Source organism: Pseudarthrobacter sp. SSS035, from assembly GCF_023273875.1.
Taxonomy (GTDB): domain Bacteria; phylum Actinomycetota; class Actinomycetes; order Actinomycetales; family Micrococcaceae; genus Arthrobacter.
Map to the genome: position 1 here is coordinate 1575568 of NZ_CP096882.1, position 17116 is coordinate 1592683.

Below are 17116 nucleotides of genomic sequence, written 5' to 3' on the forward strand. Positions count from 1 at the left end.
TCCGGTTGCGCTGTCCTTCACTCGCGTCACGGAGTCTTGGTAGCAACTTCGGCAGGAGCCGTCTTGGCGTAGACGTCCTTACTGACCTCGTATCCGTGCTGGTCGAGCTCAAGGGCTTGTTCATTTACGTCGGCCAGTTGGGCGTCGGAGAGCTGTTCGATTTTTTCGAGGTCCAGGGTTTCCTGTTTCACGCCACCCTCGGCTGTCACCCTTACCAGCCCAGTGCCGGCTGAATAGAACTTACGCTGGTGGCCTACCTCCGGTTCCAGCGGATTGCGCTCATTAATCACCAGCACGCCTCCGTAGCAGTCGGTGGGGACGCATAGCGCTACGTTGTCCTCGTAGGCACGCGCGCAATCGAGGAAACCCACTGAAGCCGCGTGAGCCTGAACATATTCCGGCGTGCCGGTCCGTGGCTGCGCTTGCATTGCAATTCCGGCTTGGCTCCCCGAAATCCCGTGGATGAAAGTATTGGGCGCCCCAATAAATTTGTCGTTTTCGAACTCCTCGGGATACTCACCGAAGAGCCAAACCGCTCCAGCGTTATCCTGGGCGAAGAAGGCCAGCTCCGATTCAACCAGCGCCCCGTCCTGGTAATCGCGGTCCCACATCACCAGGGTTTTCACACCGTCAATGACCTTGGTCAGGCCGGTTACGGTGTGTGTAACCGTCCGCTCGGTGGTGCTATCTTCAGCGGCTACCGTACCGGTGGTGGTATACACGGTGCCTGGCTTTAGCGGAAACCACTTATTGTCGATCGTCGGAGAGCCTTGGAAAGCGGTCTTGTCGAAGTTGACCGCAGACCCTGGCCCGCACAGCTCTGGCGCCTGCGACGTCGCTGTCGCTGTCGGTGACCCTGACGGCGATGCCGGCTCCGAAGTGCCGGTGGAGTTGGGCTGCGCCTGCCCGGCATCCAGCGCCGCGCACGACGCCACAGTCGACATCGTCAGGAGCAGCGTGAAAGCGGAACTGAGGGCTAATAGTCGCCTGTTTGGCTGGAACATGATTGTGGCCTTCACTCTCGGAATTTATTGCTTTCAGAAACTGCCACGGGCGCCCCGTTTCGGAGCTCACCGAGGGGCAGCGCTGTCGAAACCGCGCCGGGTCTGAGGCGATCCGAAGACGCCCTCTGTGGGGCGCGGCGAGCCGCCGAACGCGCGGCCTCGAGCACAAGGTCATGCCGTTCCGCGTCCTGGCGGGAATGGGTCGGGGCGGCATCACGGAGTTTGATCGGAAATGGACACAGCCTCCCCCTTCATGACGTTTCCACGGCGGATGTTCTTTGCGTAGCCGAACACACGGAGTCCGCGTGTGGTTGAGCCTAGGGCTGGCCTCCGTCAAGTGTCACGAGTAGCCGGTACCTGTTTTTTCGCCCGCCGCGCCGCAAGTAGGTGCTCCCAAAAGAGCTTGCCCGCATAACAGCGGTCAGGACCCGCACGAACTGTGTTGCCCGGCACCGCTATTGCGGCGCAGGGCAGCGGATACGGTAGGAACCAGGTTGCGGTGGGAGCAGGTCAGCGGCAGCCGCAGGCAGAGAGCGCCGTGGCGGCCCGGTCCAGGACTTCCCTGTTTCCGGCCGCGCCAGGCTTCAGGTCGTTGCCGATGAAGGAGAAGACCAGGAGCCGGCCGTCGGCGTCCACCACGTAGCCGCTGAGGGCGATGACCGAATTCAGGGTCCCGGTCTTGGCCCGCACCAGGCCGGCGCCGCGGGCCGTGGAGCCATCGACGTAGCGGGTGTCCAGTGTTCCGGTCAGCCCCGCGACCGGAAACCCATCCAGCGCCGCCCGCAAACGGGTGTCGGTCCCGCTGGTGATGGCACGCACCACTTCCGCGAACTGGCGGGCAGAGACCTGGTTGGCCAGCGCCAGCCCGGACAGGTCCGCGAGCCGCATGGTGTCCGTAGGGATGCCCAAATCCGCGAGCTGTGCGCGGACCGCTCCGGTGGCGCCGTCGTTGCTGGCGGGCTCACCCGCAGCCGCCGAGGCCATCCGGCCCAGCACTTCCGCCAGGTAGTTGTCCGAGGTCTGCAGCATAAGGTCCACCTGCTGGCCGACAGTGGCGGACTGGACCTCGGCAAGGACCACCGGCTTTTCTGCCGGGGGCGCATCGCCCGAAGGCGCGGTGTAACGTTCGACGCCGGCCGCTACCGTGAGTCCCGCAGCGGCACCTGCCGTCTTGAGCTGCGCGGCAAACGCCTCGGCGGCGGTGATTGCTGAGTCCTGCGGGCGGGGGCCGGTGGTCACGGCCGGGTCGAAACGCGCCGAATTCAGCGCAAGCGGGTACAGCGGGGCCACCTCGCCCGCGGCAACGTCACCGTCCGCCCAGGCGGGGTTCAGCGCTGGGCCGGTGAACAGGGAGTCGTCCACCAGGACCGACAGCTCGCCGGTTGTTCCTGCGGTTTGGAGCGCGTTCACGGTGGAGGTGGCGAGGGTGGCGAGTCCGGCGCGGCCCATCACCTGGCTGGGCGCGGATTCCCCGGCGCCCAGGAGGACGTCGCCGCCGCCGGTGAGCACCACCTGATTGGCAACGGGCCCGGCCAGGACCTTGGTGCTGAAACGGTGCTCCGGCCCGATTGCACGGAGCGCGGCCACGGCAGTGAGCAGCTTCATATTGGAGGCGGGGATCCGGCTCTCCGAACCGCCGCGGTCAAACAGGACCTGGCCGGTGAGCGCATCCTGGACCAGCCCCGTGAAGCTGCCGTCGCCGTCGGGCTTTAACAAGCCGTCCAACTGAGCGGCGACCGCGGAGGGCAGCGGCACGGGCGCCGACTCCGTGAGCGGAGAAAGGCCCATTCTTGCGGAAAGCGCGGTGGGGGCCTGCTGCCAGGCGGGCACTTCGGGTGTCGCCGCAGGAGGCGGGGTGACGAAAGCAGGGGCAACCAGCCATGCGGCGGGGAGGGCCAGCATAACGATCACGGCCAGGAGCAGCGCGGTGGGCCAGGCTCGCAGCCCGCGCCGGAGGGTGTGCCCGAATGCCGCCCTTATCCCTGCGGGACGCGATGTTTCCTTCATGCTGCTGTTGGTCCTCAAGTCCTGAAATTTCCCCGCAAGTTCCTGAAACCTGGGCCTCTCGCTATATCCTCAATAGTAGTCGGCGGCACCGACACTCCTTTTTGTTGTTCGTCTCCTGTGCCGCGAACCCCCTGCAATTGCCGAGGAGCATTCCATGAAGCACGACGTGACCATCGAGATCCCCAAGGGATCACGCGTCAAGTACGAAGTTGACCACGAGACCGGCCGCGTCCGCCTGGACCGCGTCCTCTTCACCTCCATGCAGTACCCCACGCACTACGGTTTCTTCGAGAACACCCTGGGCGAAGACGGCGACCCGCTGGACGCACTGGTGCTCCTGCAGGACTTCGATCTGCACCCCGGCGTCATCGTTGAGTCCCGCCCCATCGGCGTTTTCAACATGACCGACGACGGCGGCGGAGACGCCAAGGTCCTGTGCGTCCCCGTTGACGCCCGCTTTGACCACATCCAGGAAATCAGCGATGTCAGTGACTTCCTGATCAAGGAAATCGAGCACTTCTTCACCCGTTACAAGGACCTGGAGCCGGGCAAGTGGGTCAAGGCTGAGGGCTGGGGCGACCGCGCCGCCGCCGAGGCCGAGCTGGAAGCCTCCATCAAGCGTTACGTACCGGCAGCGCACTAGTCCCCACCGTCCCCCTCACCTCGCTTCGCTCGGTCAGGGAACCCTGACGGCGTGGGCCCAGCCGACGGCGGGTGCCGGGTTCGCGAGAGCCCGGCACCCGCCGTCGTTGTTTAATCAGCTCCCCGGCGCGAACGGACACTTGAGGCCCTTGGAATCCGGGGCCCTCAAGTGTCCGTTCGCGCGTGGGGGGGGTCGGCGAGAGCGAAGTCTCAGGAAACTGTGGAATCGTTGCCCTGTGAGTTCCGAGCCTTCGTTTAGTCCCCCGTATTTTGAACCCCCGTGCGGGCCCATCACAGGGTGGCGGGACAGTGAGGTGGTTCGCGCCACCGGCATCCCCTACGCCACCGCGGGCCGCTTTCAGCCTCCGGTGGCAGCGTCCGACTGGACAGCCAGCTATGCCGCCACCACCCTCGCGCCGGCCTGCCCGCAGGGCCCCGTTCCGTTCCTGGACGACGTCCTGGGTACGCGGTACGGCGAGCTCCCCGGAAGTGAGGACTGCCAGCGCCTGTCGATCACCGTTCCGGCCGGGCTTGCCGACGGCGAACAGGTCCCCGTTATGGTGTGGCTGCACGGCGGCTCCTACACGTCCGGTTCCGGCGACCTTGCGATCTTTGATGCCACGTCGCTGGTGGCAGAGAACCGGGTCATCGTCGTTTCGGTGACCTACCGCCTGGGCCTGTTCGGATATTTGGCCACCGGTACCGGCCGGCCGGCGAACCTCGGCCTGCTGGACCAGTTGGAAGCGTTCCGGTGGGTGCAGCGCAATATTGCGGCGTTCGGTGGGGACCCGGGGCGGGTCACCGCGTTCGGGCAGTCCGCGGGAGGCGACTCCGTAGCCCACCTCATGGCGACGCCCGAAGCGCCGTCCCTGTTCCAGCGGGCCATCATCCAGAGTGCACCGTTGGGCATCACCCGCGGCCGGCACAAGATGAGCCGCGCCATGGGCATCGCCGCCGAAGCCGTCACGGAGGACACCCCGATGCTGGACGTTGTGGCCATCGAAGACCATGTCTCTCAGGTGGCCCGGAAGTTTGGCCTGATGGCGGCCATGCCGTTCGGCACCCAGTACGGGCACGCGCCGCTGCCGCCGGAATCACGCGTCGAGGCCGCCTGGAACGCCACGGCCCCGGGCATCGAAGTGCTGATCGGGCACACGTCCGACGAGGCCCGGCTGTTCCTGCCCCGCAGTCCCGTGGTCAGCCGGTTGGGCAAGATCCCTGGGCTGGGCGGCGTTGCCGTGCGGGCGATTAATTGGGCGGTGACGGAGGCGGTCTACGGCAGATCCGCCCGCAAGTTTGCCCGCCGCCACGCCCGTGCCGGGGGCAAGGCCTATAGCTACCTGCTGTCCTGGGGCGCACCAGGAAACTCCTACCGCGCCGCACACACCGTTGATTTGCCGCTGCTCTTCGGAAACCAACAGACCTGGGCCGCTGCCGGGCTCCTCAAGGGCGCAACCTGGGATGAGATCGACGCCGTTGGCCGTGAGATGCGCCGGCTGTGGGCCGGATTTGCCCGCGGCGACGGATTGGGTGAGACGGGCCGGATTCCCGGAGCGCTCGAGTACCGCTCGATGTAGGAGCCGGGCTTGCGCGGATTGGCTACGTACTCAGTATAGGGTGTGGGCAGCACGCTTTCCGCGGAAACTGGTCTGCGGGGAGTTACTGATGGGGGCAGTAATGAGGATTTTTAGGCGCATTGTGTTGCCGGTGGCGTGGCTGGCAGTTTTTGCCGTCATCGCCGTGGCACTGGTGAAGATCGCTTTCGTGGACGGGATGAAGCCGCAGCAAGGCCTCATGGGACCGTCAGCGGAGGTCTCAATCCCGGTGGTCCAGGCAACCCGGGCCACCGTGACGAACACGGTTGAGGTGCAAGCCACTGTGGACAGTGACGCCGCCGTTGCCGTGAAGAACACCAAGGGGGGCACCGTCAGCTATCTGTTCGTTTCGCCGGGCCAGGAGGTTGGCACACAGGCCCCGCTCTACCAGGTCCGCACCGAGGTTCAGCCGGATCCGGCCGCTACAGCCCGGGTTTCCGGGGAGTCCGACGGCGGAGCACCGGCGGCACCTGTCCGAAGCGCACCGGTTTACACCTATACAGACGTTTACGCTCCGGTCTCAGGGACGGTGGCAACACTCACTATCCTGATCGATCAGCAGGTCAGCGTAGGGGAAACGACAGCAACTGTGAATCCCGGTACGTTCACGGTCAGCGGTTCAATCGACGCCGCCCAGCAGTACCGGCTCCTGGCCAAGCCGGGTTCCGCGGTGATCTCGGTGGTGGGCGGCCCGGCTCCCTTCACCTGTCCCGCCGTGACGTTGAAGAGCCTGGCAAGTACTTCGGGCGGCACTGCCGGCGGCGCTGGCGGGGCTGGCGGCGTCAGCCGGGGAGTTCCGTTCGCTGCCGCCGGACCTCCCGGCGGGAGCCCGGCAGAGGGCGGCACCCCCACCGGCACCATCAGTTGCCCTGTCCCGAGCGGAGTCGAGGTCTTTGCCGGGCTCGGCGCCACCATGACCGTCACGGCCGGCCAGTCGGCGGATGTTGTTACCGTTCCGCTCACCGCGGTCCGGGGCACCGTTACGGACGGCACTGTATGGGTCTCCGCCGGAGGTCCGGCCCCGGGAGCTCCCGCTCCCGATGGTTCACCGTCCGACGGCGGCGCAGCGGTAGGCGGACCGGGCCAGTCAGCGCCGGGCGAAGGTAGCGCCGCTTCAGGCCATGGCGTTCCAGGCGGAGCAGTGTCCTCGGGCCCTCCGGAAGAGCGGAAAGTCCAGCTGGGCCTCAATGACGGTTCCCGGGTTGAGGTAGTTTCCGGGCTGGCCGAGGGCGAATTTGTCCTCGAATTCATCCCGGGCGCGCCGGCGCAGGTACAGCCTGGGCTCCAGCCCGGCATGGCCTACCCGGCCGGAGGCTGACCGTGGAGGAACTGGTTTCACTGACGGGCGTCACCCGGACCGTCAGGCTTCCTGACGACCAGGAACTGCACATTCTCAAGGGTGTGGACTTTGCCGTACACGCCGGCGACCACACCGCCATCATCGGGCGGTCCGGCGGCGGAAAATCAACCCTGCTGAACCTGATCGGCCTGTTGGACCTGCCCTCAAGCGGCGAGGTCCGCTTCCTGGGCGAACCTGTGGCCCACCTGAGCAGCAACGCCAGGGCCCGGCTTCGCGGCTCTTCCGTGGGATTTGTGTTCCAGCAGTTCAACCTACTGCCCGGCCGCAGCGCCCTGGACAACGTGATCACCCCCCTGCTGTATGCCCGCGGTACTGCCTTCTGGCGCCGCCGCGAGCTCGCGATGGAAATGCTGGACCGGGTGGGACTCAGTGCCCGGGCGGACGTTATGCCGAACATGCTCTCCGGCGGCGAACAACAGCGCGTGGCGATCGCCCGGGCCTTGGTCCGGAAGCCCCGGCTGATCCTTGCGGACGAACCAACCGGAGCCCTCGACGTCGAAACCGGCCAGGCGGTGATGGCGCTCCTGGATACCGTCGCGACCGAATCCGGCTCGGCGCTGGTCACCATCACGCACGACGTCAACGTGGCCGCGCTTGCCAGCGCCTGCTACCGGCTGGAATCCGGCGTTCTGACCGGCGCCGAGGTCCCGGCCCACCCCGATCCCGACGGCACTGCCCCGGGTGTTCCAGCGGGATTTTCCGCAGCAGCATCAGCCGGGGTGGCGTCATGAGCGGCCTCGTGTCGGCCATTGTTGAGGCCTGGCAGGAACTTCGCATCAACAAGACCCGGATCCTGCTTGCCCTGATAGGTGTAGCGCTCTCCGTCGCTGCGCTGACCTCGGTGGTGGGCATGGGTAACCTGGTCCGCGAAGGCTACAAGGCCACCTCGGAACGCAGCGGCGGCCGCACCGCGACCCTTAGCCTCGGGGTCTACAGCCAGACGATGCCGGACCCGGAAAAGCTCAGCCAGGCGTACCGCGGCATTGGCGAGCGTTACGGCATCACCTACTCCACAAACGTGTCCCAGACCCAGCACAACTTCCAGTTTCCGCGAGGCGTCCAGCCGGTCCAGGTCCAGGTGGTTGACCCCGACTACGGCGTGATCCATCGCGTGGACCTGTCCCAGGGATCATGGTTTGCGGACACGGACGAGCAACGGTTTGCCCCTGCACTTGTGGTCTCCGAGGCTTTCTACACCGCCGCCGGACGGCCCAACCTCACCACCCAGCCGGCGGTTACGCTTGCCGGTCCGCAGAAAACCACTGCAGTGATCATCGGGGTGGTTCCCGATCTCTATCCGCAGATGCCGCCGTCGGCCTATATGCTGACCGACGCCGCCGCCCGCGCCGGGGTGGTGTCCATGGGCGGCCCCAGCCAGTTTGAGATCTGGGTGCAGGACACTCAGGCCGATTCGCTCAAGGCAGCCATCGCCGCGGACCTCAGGGAGCAATTCCCGGGCATGGAGGCCCACGTGGAGCGGAGGGACTATGCCAGCAACGGCGATCCCTTCGCGATGGTCCAGTTGGGGGTGGCGGGCGTTGCCGGATTGGTGATGCTCCTTGGCGCCGTGGGGATGCTGAACATCTCCATGGTCACCGTGAGGTACCGGGTGCGGGAGATTGGCATCCGGCGCAGCTTCGGGGCAACATCGCAACGCATCTTTGTGGGCGTGATGATGGAGTCTGTTGTGGCGACCGCGGTGGCGGGCATTGTGGGCGTGATGATTGCCGTAGCCGTGGTCAAAAATCCGTGGATCGAGGCCAGGGTTGGGTCGGGGCTTACCGAGTTCCCGCCCTTCCCGGTGGAGGCCGCGCTCCTCGGCCTGGGTGCAGCAGTGCTGGTGGGAGCGCTGGCCGGAGCGATTCCGGCCCTGGTGGCTGTGCGCGTCAAGGTCATCGACGCCATCCGTTTCTAGGGCCCGCTCTCCGGCCCGGGGGTGACGGGCCTGGGACCCGTCGCCCACTTGCCTTGAGCCAGCTGCCAGCGGGTAGTCTGTGTTTCACATGTTCACGTTGACCATCAACCAGACCGACAGCCGGCACGACGGCGACCGCGTCCCTCAGCTGCTGAAGGACCTGCGGCACATACCCGCGCGCCTGGATTTCGACCGGTCGGTGGAGGATGAAGTCCAGGGCATTGTGGACTGCCCGCATCAGGCCGTGGAGGCTGCCCTGATCGCCCTGCGGTGCGGCTCCTGGTACGTGGGGCTCGGCGTCGGGCCGGTCAACGAGCCGCTTCCCAACCAGATCAAGGATGCCTCCGGCCACGGCCTGATCTATGCCCGGCGCGCTGTGGACCGGCTCCGGAACAGCAAGGAACGCATCCCGGTCGCCGTGGAAGGACCGTTGGCAGACATCGCCCACGAAGCCGAGGCCGTGCTGCAGCTTTTGGGCCATATTGTGCGGGACAGATCCGGGGCTGAATGGCGCGTGCTGGACCTGATGACCCCCGGCGTCCGCGGACAGCAGAAAGCGGTGGCCCAGGAACTCAGCATCACCACGCAGGCCGTCAGCAAGGCAGTGGCCCGGTCCCAATGGAACGAGGAACACGCTGCCCGCCCCGCTGCCGCACGGCTGCTGGCGCTCATCCTCGAGGTGCGCTGAACGATCCCTTCATCTCGCCGTTACTGCATGGCGCCGATGATCGCCCCCATCGCCGTGAACGTCACGATGTTGTAGCTGGCGTTGATGGCGAACAGCATGAGGCTGCGGCGTTCAAAGAGGTAGTTGACGCCCAGGGCAGCCGCAACCCAGGCCGCGCCCGTAGCCAACCCGGCTAGGGCACCGAATCCGGCACCGCCGTCGCCGATAAACGCCGCGAGCACCACGGCCATCACCGCTGCGAGGAGGAACGATCCCACAAAAACCCGCACGGTCCCGTGCTTCAGCTGCTCATCCGTCACGCCGGCCTCGCGCTGCCATACCTTAGCGAAGAGCACCGAGTACCAGAGCCCTCCCACGATGAAGCTCGCCAGGGCGGCCAGCAGCACGGCCAGCCAGTTGATGTTGATGGCCATGGGGGCATCCGCCTTTCAAGGGGTGATAGCCCGATGCTAGCGGCGGAAATCCGTGTGGTCTTGTAAAAATGCCGCAGTATCAGGCATGCCCCGTTTTGAGGCCGGCAGCTCCTCCACCGGCACGAACGTGGCGTAGTCGGGGCCGTGCTGGCGGATGAGGCGGAGATATTCAGACGGCGTGAATCCGCTGAAGCGCCGGAAGCTGCGGATCAGATGGGGCTGGTCATAGTAATCGGCCAGGGCAAGCAGATCCCTGCCCGCTGCCGTCCCGGGAGGCATAGCCGCCACCGCATTGACGAAACGATGGAAACGGCACACGTCGGAGAACCCCTTGGGCGTTGTTCCGCAGTCCCGCATCATGATCCGTTCCAGCGTGGACGTACTGAGTCCAAGCCGCCCTGAAAGGTCGGCCACCGGAATATCGTCCCGGGCAAGGAGGCCGACGGCGGTGGCCGTCCTTTCGTCGAGTCGGTACCCGGGGCGAAGCCTCCCCGTGAGGAACGATTCCAGCGCGGCGAAGGCGCGCTCCGGCGTCGGGCCCTCAGGTCCGTGACGCAACGACTCACACAACGCACCCAGCCCCGGGAAGATCAGGCCCGCGTCCACTACCCGTCCGGTCAGGGCCGACGGCGGCTGCTCCGTGAATGCGGCCACGCCGAAGGGCGCGAGAACGGCTCCCACGTTGAAAATTTGCGCGGGGTTTTCACTGATGAGGTACGTCCGCTGGAGTCCTGAGTAAAACCCTGCGGCGACTTCTTGCGCCGGACCCTCGGACCCGCTGGGGTCGATGAGCCGGTATGGATCAGAGAGGTTCAGGACGAGGTGGGCCGAGGGGCCGGGCAGGATCTTTTCATAGCGTGCCACCGGGCTGGTCCGGACATACCAAAAACCCGTGACGAACGGCTGCAGCCCGGGCGGCGCCGGGCACTCCTCGAAGAGCACACGAGCAGTGTACGGCCGTGGGGCGCCTAACCGCCGGATGTTCGTCACCGCCGGGCTCCTTCGCGAAGCAGCCCGCGGGTGGATTCAACCCGGCAGGGGGCGTCCCTGTGGATCACGGTCAAGGCCGGCGGGCGGCTATGCTGAGGAAAACCGGGCCGTACCACTGCACGGCAGGGGCATGACAGCAAGGACCAGCGACACTGGTCGCGGAAGGACCACCGAATGGCGCGAGCGACAGTCCAGGACGTCGCTAAGACAGCAGGGGTGTCAGTAGGAACAGTGTCCCGCGTCCTGAACCAAAGCCCGGCCGTCAGCGAGTCGAGCAAGGAAAAGGTCACGGCGGCCATCCGCCAGCTCAATTACCGGCCCCTCGCCTCTGCCCGCGACCTGAGGCGGGACCGGACAATGCGCATTCTGGCCCTCGCCAAGAACCTGAACTCGCCCATCATCAGTGAAGCCTTCCGCGGCGTCGGCGACGCCGCGGCGTCGTCGGGCTATGTCAGTCTCATCGCTCCGACATCCGGGGACCTGGAACGGGAACAGCAGCTGGTGGACATGCTCCGGAACGGTTCCGTGGACGGGCTGATTATGTTTTCGCCAACGATGCCGGATGAAGATATGGACGAACTGGCGGAGCAGCTCAGCGTTGTCCAGGTCTGCGAAATCGCCGATTCCGAGGCGGCTTTCGGCGTATCCATCGACGATCGGCAGGCCGCCTTCGACATTACGCGGCACCTCATTGAGACGGGCGGCCGCCGCTTGGCGATGATCGGCAACAGAGCAGCCCGCTCCGGCCGGCTGCGCGAAGAAGGCTTTCGCCAGGCGGTCGCCGTAGCGGGTATCTCGCGGGAACAGACGCTGTTCGTAGAAGGTGAGTTCGACTTCCACACCGGGCGCCGCCTCACCAGGGAACTGCTGAAGGCAGACCCCCTTCCCGACGCCGTCTTCTGCGGCAGTGATACCGTCGCCGCCGGATGCGTCCGTGAAATCATCGACGCCGGACTCCGCGTGCCGGACGACATCGCCGTGGCAGGTTTTGATGACTCAGTGCAGGCGGAAATGTGCGTCCCGGAGCTGACTACGATCAGACAGCCGGCTTATGACATGGGCCGCCTGGCCTTCGAAGAGCTCCTGGCGCGTATGACAGCGCCGGGGGTTCACCGCCGCGGCCGGACCTTCCTCCCGCATGAGCTCGTAATTCGGGACTCGACGAAGAACTAAGCGAAGGGTTGACAGCCTTACGTGGCGCCTGTCACACTACTTTGGAATCGATTCCAAACGTTCCCGCGGGGCTTTTTTGCCTCCGATCTGGAATCGATTCCAAATTGGAACTCGAAAAGACGCCGGCCAGGCAAAGGAGCCACTCGTGGACTTGATTCGACCTTCTTCTCCGCTCCAGGAGGACACCGCACCATCCAAGGCTGTGGCGCGCACCACCGCCCTGCACGGAAGTTCCCGGCGGCGTCCGCGCACCGTCGTCGCCGTCGCCGCTGCGGCCATGGCTGCGGGCCTGCTGCTGAGCGGCTGCGGCGGCGGCGCGGCCACCCCGGGTGCGGAAAACGCGGCGGCTGCCGATCCGGCGTCGGCCGCTGGCGCCAGCGGCAGCATCAACATCTGCGGCGGCAAGGACGCCTCCGGCATCTACAAGGGCACGGCGGAGGCCTTCACCAAGGCCAACGGCAAGGTCACCGCCCAGTACACCGAGATCGGAGCGACCACCGACGAGGCCCGCACGCAGGCGGTGCAGCGGCTCGAAGGCAAGTCCACCGAATGCGACATCTTCCTCACCGACGTCATCTGGACCTCCGAGTTCGCCTCGCAGGGCTGGCTGCTGGACCAGACCAAGCTCGTCGAGGCCAACAGGGACCGGCTCATCCCCTCCACCGTGGAGACCGCAAAGTACGAGGACAAGTACTGGGCTTCCCCGTTCTTCACCAACGCGGGACTTGTGTACTACCAGAAGGACAAGGTGGCCAAGCCGGAGACCTGGCAGCAGCTCTACGCTGAGGCAGCCGCGGCCCCCGGCAACGGCTTCGTCTACCAGGGCAAGCAGTACGAGGGCCTCACCGTCAACTTCCTGGAAATGCTATACAGCGCCGGCGGAGAGGTGCTGGACAGTAAAGGCGAGGTCAAGATCGATTCACCGGAGACCCGTGAGGTGCTCGATTTCATGAGCCAGGGCCTCAAGGACGGCTCCGCGGAACGTGCGGTGCTGACCTACAACGAGGACCCGGCCCGGCTGGCCTACGAGTCCGGCAACTACGGATACCAGCGCAACTGGCCGCACGTATTCCGCCTGCTCAACGCCACCCCGCTGGCCGGCAGCTTCGGCGTGGCTCCGCTTCCGGCTTGGGAAGGCGGCAAGGCCTCCGGCGTCCTGGGCGGCTGGAACCTGGCCATCTCGGCCCACTCGACGAACCAGGCCGGGGCCGTGGCCTTCATCGACTTCGCCACCAACCCTGACTGGCAGAAGCACGTGGCCATGGACTTCTCGCAGGCCCCGGTCAACGAGGCCGCCTACTCCGACGCCGCCGTCCTGGCAAAGATGCCGTTCGCCACCGAACTGCTCGCCTCCGTCAAGGGCGCCAAGCCGCGGCCGATCTCCCCGGTCTACCCGCAGATCTCGCAGGCGATCTACAAAAACGTTTACGCCGTCCTCTCCGGCGCTGCGTCCACCGAGGACGCCGTCAAGACAATGGCCGAAGAGATCACCACCGCAAAGGCGAGCTTCTGATCATGGCACTCAAATCCCTATCCGCCAGCCGCGGGGTGAACAGTCGCGGGGTGAACAGTCGCGGCGTGAGCGGCCGCGACCGGGCGGAGCGGCGGGTCGCCATCCGGATGACCGCTCCGTCCCTGGTCCTCATGGCCCTGGTGGCGGCGGTCCCCATCGGCTACGCGCTCTGGCTGTCCTTGAACCAGTACAGCGTCCGCACCGCCGGACTGTCCCGCTTCGTCGGTTTGGAAAACTACATCACGGCGCTCAGCGGTCCACACTGGTGGGCCGCCTTCGGCCAGACGTTCCTCTTCGCGGGACTTTCGGTTTCGCTGGAGTTGGTTCTCGGCACTGCGATGGCGCTGCTGCTGAACCTCGCTTTCAAGGGCCGCGCACTCCTCCGCACCGTGGTCCTGCTGCCCTACGCTGTGGTGACCGTGGTCAGCGCCATCACCTGGGAAACCATGTTCGCGCCCAACCTGGGACTGGTCACCAACGTCCTCTCGACGCTGGGCCTGCCCGGCGGCGACGTCGTCTGGCTCGGTGAGCACGGCTACGCGATGGCCGTGATTGTCCTTGCCGACGTCTGGAAGACGACGCCGTTCGCGGCCCTCATCATCCTGGCCGGCCTGCAGGTCATTTCGGCCGAGACCTACGAGGCCGCAGAACTCGACGGTGCCAGCAAGTGGCAGGCCTTCGTGCACATCACGCTGCCGCTGCTGCGTCCCGCGATTGTGCTCGCGGCGATCTTCCGCACCATGGATGCCCTGCGCGTCTTCGACCTGCCGTTTGTGCTCACCCGCGGCGCCAACGGCACCGAGTCCATGTCAATGCTGGCCTACACGCAGCTGCGCGAGAACCGCCTGGTGGGCGAAGGATCGGCGCTGTCCATCCTGACCTTCCTTACCGTCATGGCCGTTTCGGTGGTCTACATCCGCTTCGCCGGCGGCAACATCCGTGAAGTCGCCAAGGAGGAACAATGAGCATCCTGACTGCACAGCGCACGACGGCGGCACCCGCCGCCCAGCGTAGGTCACCCAAGCGCAGCTCACCGAAGCGCAGGCTCCGCGGTGAGGCGAAGCTGCACCCCATCGTGTGGGTCTTCGTCTTTGCCGTGATGGGCTTCTCGCTCATACCGTTCTACTGGCTGGTCAACACCTCCCTCAAGAAGGGCGTGAGCCTGTCCAAGGGCGAACTGTACCCGAGCCAGCCAACCCTCGAGAACTACCTGGTGGTGTTCCAGAACCCCGAGTTCCTCCTTGCGCTGCGCAACTCGGTGATCATCGCCGTCGTCACCACCACGGTGGCGCTGGTGTTCGCTTCCTTCGCCGCCTACGCCCTGGCCAGGCTGAAGATGCGCCGCAAAGCCATGATCCTGACGCTCATCCTCTCGGTCACCACCTTCCCGGCCATCGCCATCGCGGCCCCGATGTTCTCAATCTGGCGCGAAATCGGCCTCTACGACACGCTCCTCGGCCTCATCATCCCGAAGCTGACGTTCGCGTTGCCGCTGGCCATCTACACGCTGACCTCCTTCTTCAAGGAAATCCCGCGTGAGCTGGAGGAATCGGCGTACATGGACGGCGCCACGCCGTTCACGGCCTTCCGCAAGGTCATCCTGCCGCTGGCGGTCCCGGGCCTTGCCACCACGGCGATCCTCGTGTTCATCTCCGTGTGGAATGAATTCCTGCTTGCCGTCACCCTGACCACCTCCCCGGAGGCCCGTCCGGTCCCGGTCGCGATCGCGTTCTTCAGCGGGACCAGCGAGTTTGACCAGCCACTGGGCACCATCAGTGCCGCGTCGGTGATCATCACGGTCCCGCTCGTCATCCTCGTGCTGGTGTGCCAGAAACGCATCGTCTCCGGCATGACCGCCGGCGCCGTCAAGGGCTAAAACCTAACCCATCATGTCCAAACCAACCCCACAAGAAAAGGAACCATCCGTGAGCAACGAGCAGTCCCCGGGCCAGCAGGCTTCTGCCCTTGACGAACCACGAAGCGAAGAACTGAGGGTGGGCGTCGTCGGCATTGGCTGGGCGGGACAGCAGCACCTGAAGGCCTACGAGTCCCTGGAAGGCGTCCGCATCGTGTCGCTGGCAGGGATGGAACAGGAACTCCGCGACTCCCTGCAGGCCGAATACTCGATCCCGAACGCGTTTGCCGGCTGGGAAGAGATGCTGGAGCACGGCGGCCTGGACGCGATAAGCGTGGCAGTGCCTACATTCCTCCACGCACCCATCGCCATCGCTGCCCTGGAGCGGGGCCTGCACGTACTGAGCGAGAAGCCGATCGCGCGCAACGCCGTCGAAGGCCAGGCCATGGTGGACGCCGCCCGCAAGGCCGGGCGCGTCCTGGACATCGCCTTCAACCACCGCCGCCGTGGTGACATCCAGGCGCTCAAGGAAGTGATCGACGGCGGCGGCGTGGGCCGCCCGTACTACGCAAAGGCTTCCTGGCTGCGCCGCTCCGGCATCCCGATGCTGGGGAGCTGGTTCACCAACCCCGAACTCGCCGGCGGCGGGCCGCTGGCCGACATCGGCGTTCATGCCCTGGACTACGCCCTGCACCTGCTCGGCGAACCGAAAGTCGTGGCCGTGTCCGCCACCACCCATTCAGAGCTGGGCCCCCGCGGCCGCGGCGGCAACGACCGCTACACGGCGATGGCCACCAGCCACGCATTCGAGGTGGAAGACTTCGCGTCCGCATTCCTGCGCCTTGAGGGCGGCGCCACGCTGCTGGTTGAGGCCGGCTGGGCCAGCTACCGCGAGACGGACGACCTGCTGGACTTTACGGTCTACGGAACCGACGGCGGCGCCGAGCTGAAGGTGCAGGGAGCGCCTTTTGCGCCCGTTGGCCAGCTCCGGGTGTTCACGGAAAAAGACGGCGAAAACGCCGACTACGTGCCGGCTGCGCTGCCTGGCCGCGCGCACGATGGTGTAGTGGAAGACTTCGTGACGGCTGTTTGGGGCGGCGCGGGGGTCTGGGGCGAACATGATGGCTCACTGGCGCTCTACCGCGCCCAAATCATCGATGCGTGCTACCAGTCGGCACGCGAACAAAGGGAGGTTCGACTCTAATGAACGACAAGCTGAGAATCCGGGTCTGGAACGAGGGAGTCCACGAGGCGCGCAACGAACCGTCCCACATCGGGGAGATCTACCCTGACGGCATCCACGGTGCCATCGCGTCCGGCCTGCGGTCCTACTACCCGGAAGCGGAGATCACGACGGCGGTCCTGGCCACCGACGATGACCACGGCCTCGACGAGGAGGTCCTCGCCGATACCGACGTCCTGCTGTGGTGGGGCCACATGGCCCACGCCGAGGTGAGCGAGGCCGTCGTCGAACGCGTCCACCGGCACGTCCTGGGCGGGATGGGGCTCATAGTGCTCCATTCAGGGCACTTCGCCAAGGTTTTCACCCGGCTGCTGGGCACCAGCTGCTCGCTGGCGTGGCGGAACGACGGCGAACGCGAGCTGGTGTGGACCGTTAAGCCGTCGCACCCCATCGCCGAGGGTGTGGACAGCCCCATCGTCATCCCCGAGCAGGAGATGTACGGCGAGCTGTTCGACATCCCGGACCCCGACGACCTGATCTTCATCAGCTCCTTCGCCGGCGGCGAGGTGTTCCGGTCCGGGGTCACGTTCACCCGCGGCAAGGGCCGGATCTTCTACTTCAGCCCCGGCGACCAGGAATACCCGGTGTACCACCACCCGCAGATCCAGCGGGTTCTCGCAAACGGCGTGCGCTGGGCGGCCCAGCCTGGGCTGCACCGATCCGTACCGGCCGTGAGCAACCCTTCCCGGGGCTGGTTCGAGGGGGCTTAGCGTTTGGC

General features: G+C 65.9%; 16 protein-coding genes. 12 read left to right on the forward strand and 4 right to left on the reverse strand.

The window, feature by feature from the left end:
* Nucleotides 1–26: 26 nt before the first annotated feature.
* Together MUN23_RS07205 and dacB are read right to left on the reverse strand one after the other, a co-directional pair.
* Nucleotides 27–1019 (reverse strand): hypothetical protein, encoded by a 993-nt coding sequence (locus MUN23_RS07205; protein ID WP_248763188.1) that lies wholly within the window; start codon nucleotides 1017–1019, stop codon nucleotides 27–29.
* A gap of 495 nt (nucleotides 1020–1514) precedes the next feature.
* A complete protein-coding gene (gene dacB / locus MUN23_RS07210; RefSeq protein ID WP_248763189.1) occupies nucleotides 1515–3011 on the reverse strand; it encodes a D-alanyl-D-alanine carboxypeptidase/D-alanyl-D-alanine-endopeptidase in 1497 nt (498 codons plus the stop codon).
* A 154-nt stretch (nucleotides 3012–3165) separates the two neighbouring features.
* On the opposite strand from dacB, the gene MUN23_RS07215 reads away from it, so the two are divergent.
* The 6 genes from MUN23_RS07215 (at nucleotide 3166) to MUN23_RS07240 (ending at nucleotide 9211) form a co-directional block, all read left to right on the forward strand.
* Nucleotides 3166–3654 (forward strand): inorganic diphosphatase, encoded by a 489-nt coding sequence (locus MUN23_RS07215; RefSeq protein WP_248763190.1) that lies wholly within the window; start codon nucleotides 3166–3168, stop codon nucleotides 3652–3654.
* Nucleotides 3655–3889: 235 nt separating this feature from the next.
* Entirely contained in the window at nucleotides 3890–5230 is a 1341-nt protein-coding gene (locus MUN23_RS07220) for a carboxylesterase family protein (RefSeq protein WP_248763191.1), read from the forward strand.
* A 100-nt stretch (nucleotides 5231–5330) separates the two neighbouring features.
* Nucleotides 5331–6566 carry a hypothetical protein gene (locus MUN23_RS07225; protein ID WP_248763192.1) on the forward strand — a complete coding sequence of 412 codons (1236 nt, stop codon included), beginning with the start codon at nucleotides 5331–5333 and terminating at the stop codon, nucleotides 6564–6566.
* A gap of 2 nt (nucleotides 6567–6568) precedes the next feature.
* Entirely contained in the window at nucleotides 6569–7339 is a 771-nt protein-coding gene (locus MUN23_RS07230) for an ABC transporter ATP-binding protein (protein ID WP_371875989.1), read from the forward strand.
* The gene (locus MUN23_RS07235; RefSeq protein ID WP_248763193.1) at nucleotides 7336–8523 is read left to right on the forward strand and encodes an ABC transporter permease; all 1188 of its coding nucleotides are present in this window, start codon (nucleotides 7336–7338) and stop codon (nucleotides 8521–8523) included. Before MUN23_RS07230 ends, MUN23_RS07235 begins: the two co-directional genes overlap by 4 nt.
* An 88-nt stretch (nucleotides 8524–8611) precedes the next feature.
* A complete protein-coding gene (locus tag MUN23_RS07240; protein ID WP_248763194.1) occupies nucleotides 8612–9211 on the forward strand; it encodes a hypothetical protein in 600 nt (199 codons plus the stop codon).
* Nucleotides 9212–9231: 20 nt separating this feature from the next.
* Here MUN23_RS07240 and MUN23_RS07245 read toward each other — a convergent pair whose 3' ends face one another.
* Nucleotides 9232–9624 (reverse strand): DUF1761 domain-containing protein, encoded by a 393-nt coding sequence (locus tag MUN23_RS07245; RefSeq protein ID WP_058930417.1) that lies wholly within the window; start codon nucleotides 9622–9624, stop codon nucleotides 9232–9234.
* A gap of 36 nt (nucleotides 9625–9660) precedes the next feature.
* Nucleotides 9661–10566, reverse strand: coding sequence for an AraC family transcriptional regulator (locus MUN23_RS07250; protein WP_248763195.1), 906 nt, complete (start codon nucleotides 10564–10566; stop codon nucleotides 9661–9663).
* Nucleotides 10567–10788: 222 nt separating this feature from the next.
* Between MUN23_RS07250 and MUN23_RS07255 the strand changes: the two genes are divergently transcribed.
* The 6 genes from MUN23_RS07255 to MUN23_RS07280 all read left to right on the forward strand — a co-directional run bounded on the left by MUN23_RS07255 (nucleotide 10789) and on the right by MUN23_RS07280 (nucleotide 17108).
* The gene (locus MUN23_RS07255) at nucleotides 10789–11787 is read left to right on the forward strand and encodes a LacI family DNA-binding transcriptional regulator (RefSeq protein ID WP_248763196.1); all 999 of its coding nucleotides are present in this window, start codon (nucleotides 10789–10791) and stop codon (nucleotides 11785–11787) included.
* 145 nt (nucleotides 11788–11932) lie between these two features.
* Complete coding sequence (locus MUN23_RS07260) at nucleotides 11933–13300, forward strand: ABC transporter substrate-binding protein (RefSeq protein WP_248763197.1); 1368 nt, start codon at nucleotides 11933–11935, stop codon at nucleotides 13298–13300.
* A gap of 2 nt (nucleotides 13301–13302) precedes the next feature.
* Nucleotides 13303–14265 carry a carbohydrate ABC transporter permease gene (locus tag MUN23_RS07265; protein ID WP_248763198.1) on the forward strand — a complete coding sequence of 321 codons (963 nt, stop codon included), beginning with the start codon at nucleotides 13303–13305 and terminating at the stop codon, nucleotides 14263–14265.
* Entirely contained in the window at nucleotides 14262–15176 is a 915-nt protein-coding gene (locus MUN23_RS07270) for a carbohydrate ABC transporter permease (protein WP_248763199.1), read from the forward strand. The genes MUN23_RS07265 and MUN23_RS07270 overlap by 4 nt, the downstream gene beginning before the upstream one ends.
* Before the next feature lie 49 nt (nucleotides 15177–15225).
* Nucleotides 15226–16359: a Gfo/Idh/MocA family protein gene (locus MUN23_RS07275; protein WP_248763200.1), complete on the forward strand. Its 1134-nt coding sequence runs from the start codon at nucleotides 15226–15228 to the stop codon at nucleotides 16357–16359.
* Nucleotides 16359–17108, forward strand: coding sequence for a ThuA domain-containing protein (locus MUN23_RS07280; RefSeq protein ID WP_248763201.1), 750 nt, complete (start codon nucleotides 16359–16361; stop codon nucleotides 17106–17108). Before MUN23_RS07275 ends, MUN23_RS07280 begins: the two co-directional genes overlap by 1 nt.
* Nucleotides 17109–17116 lie beyond the last annotated feature (8 nt).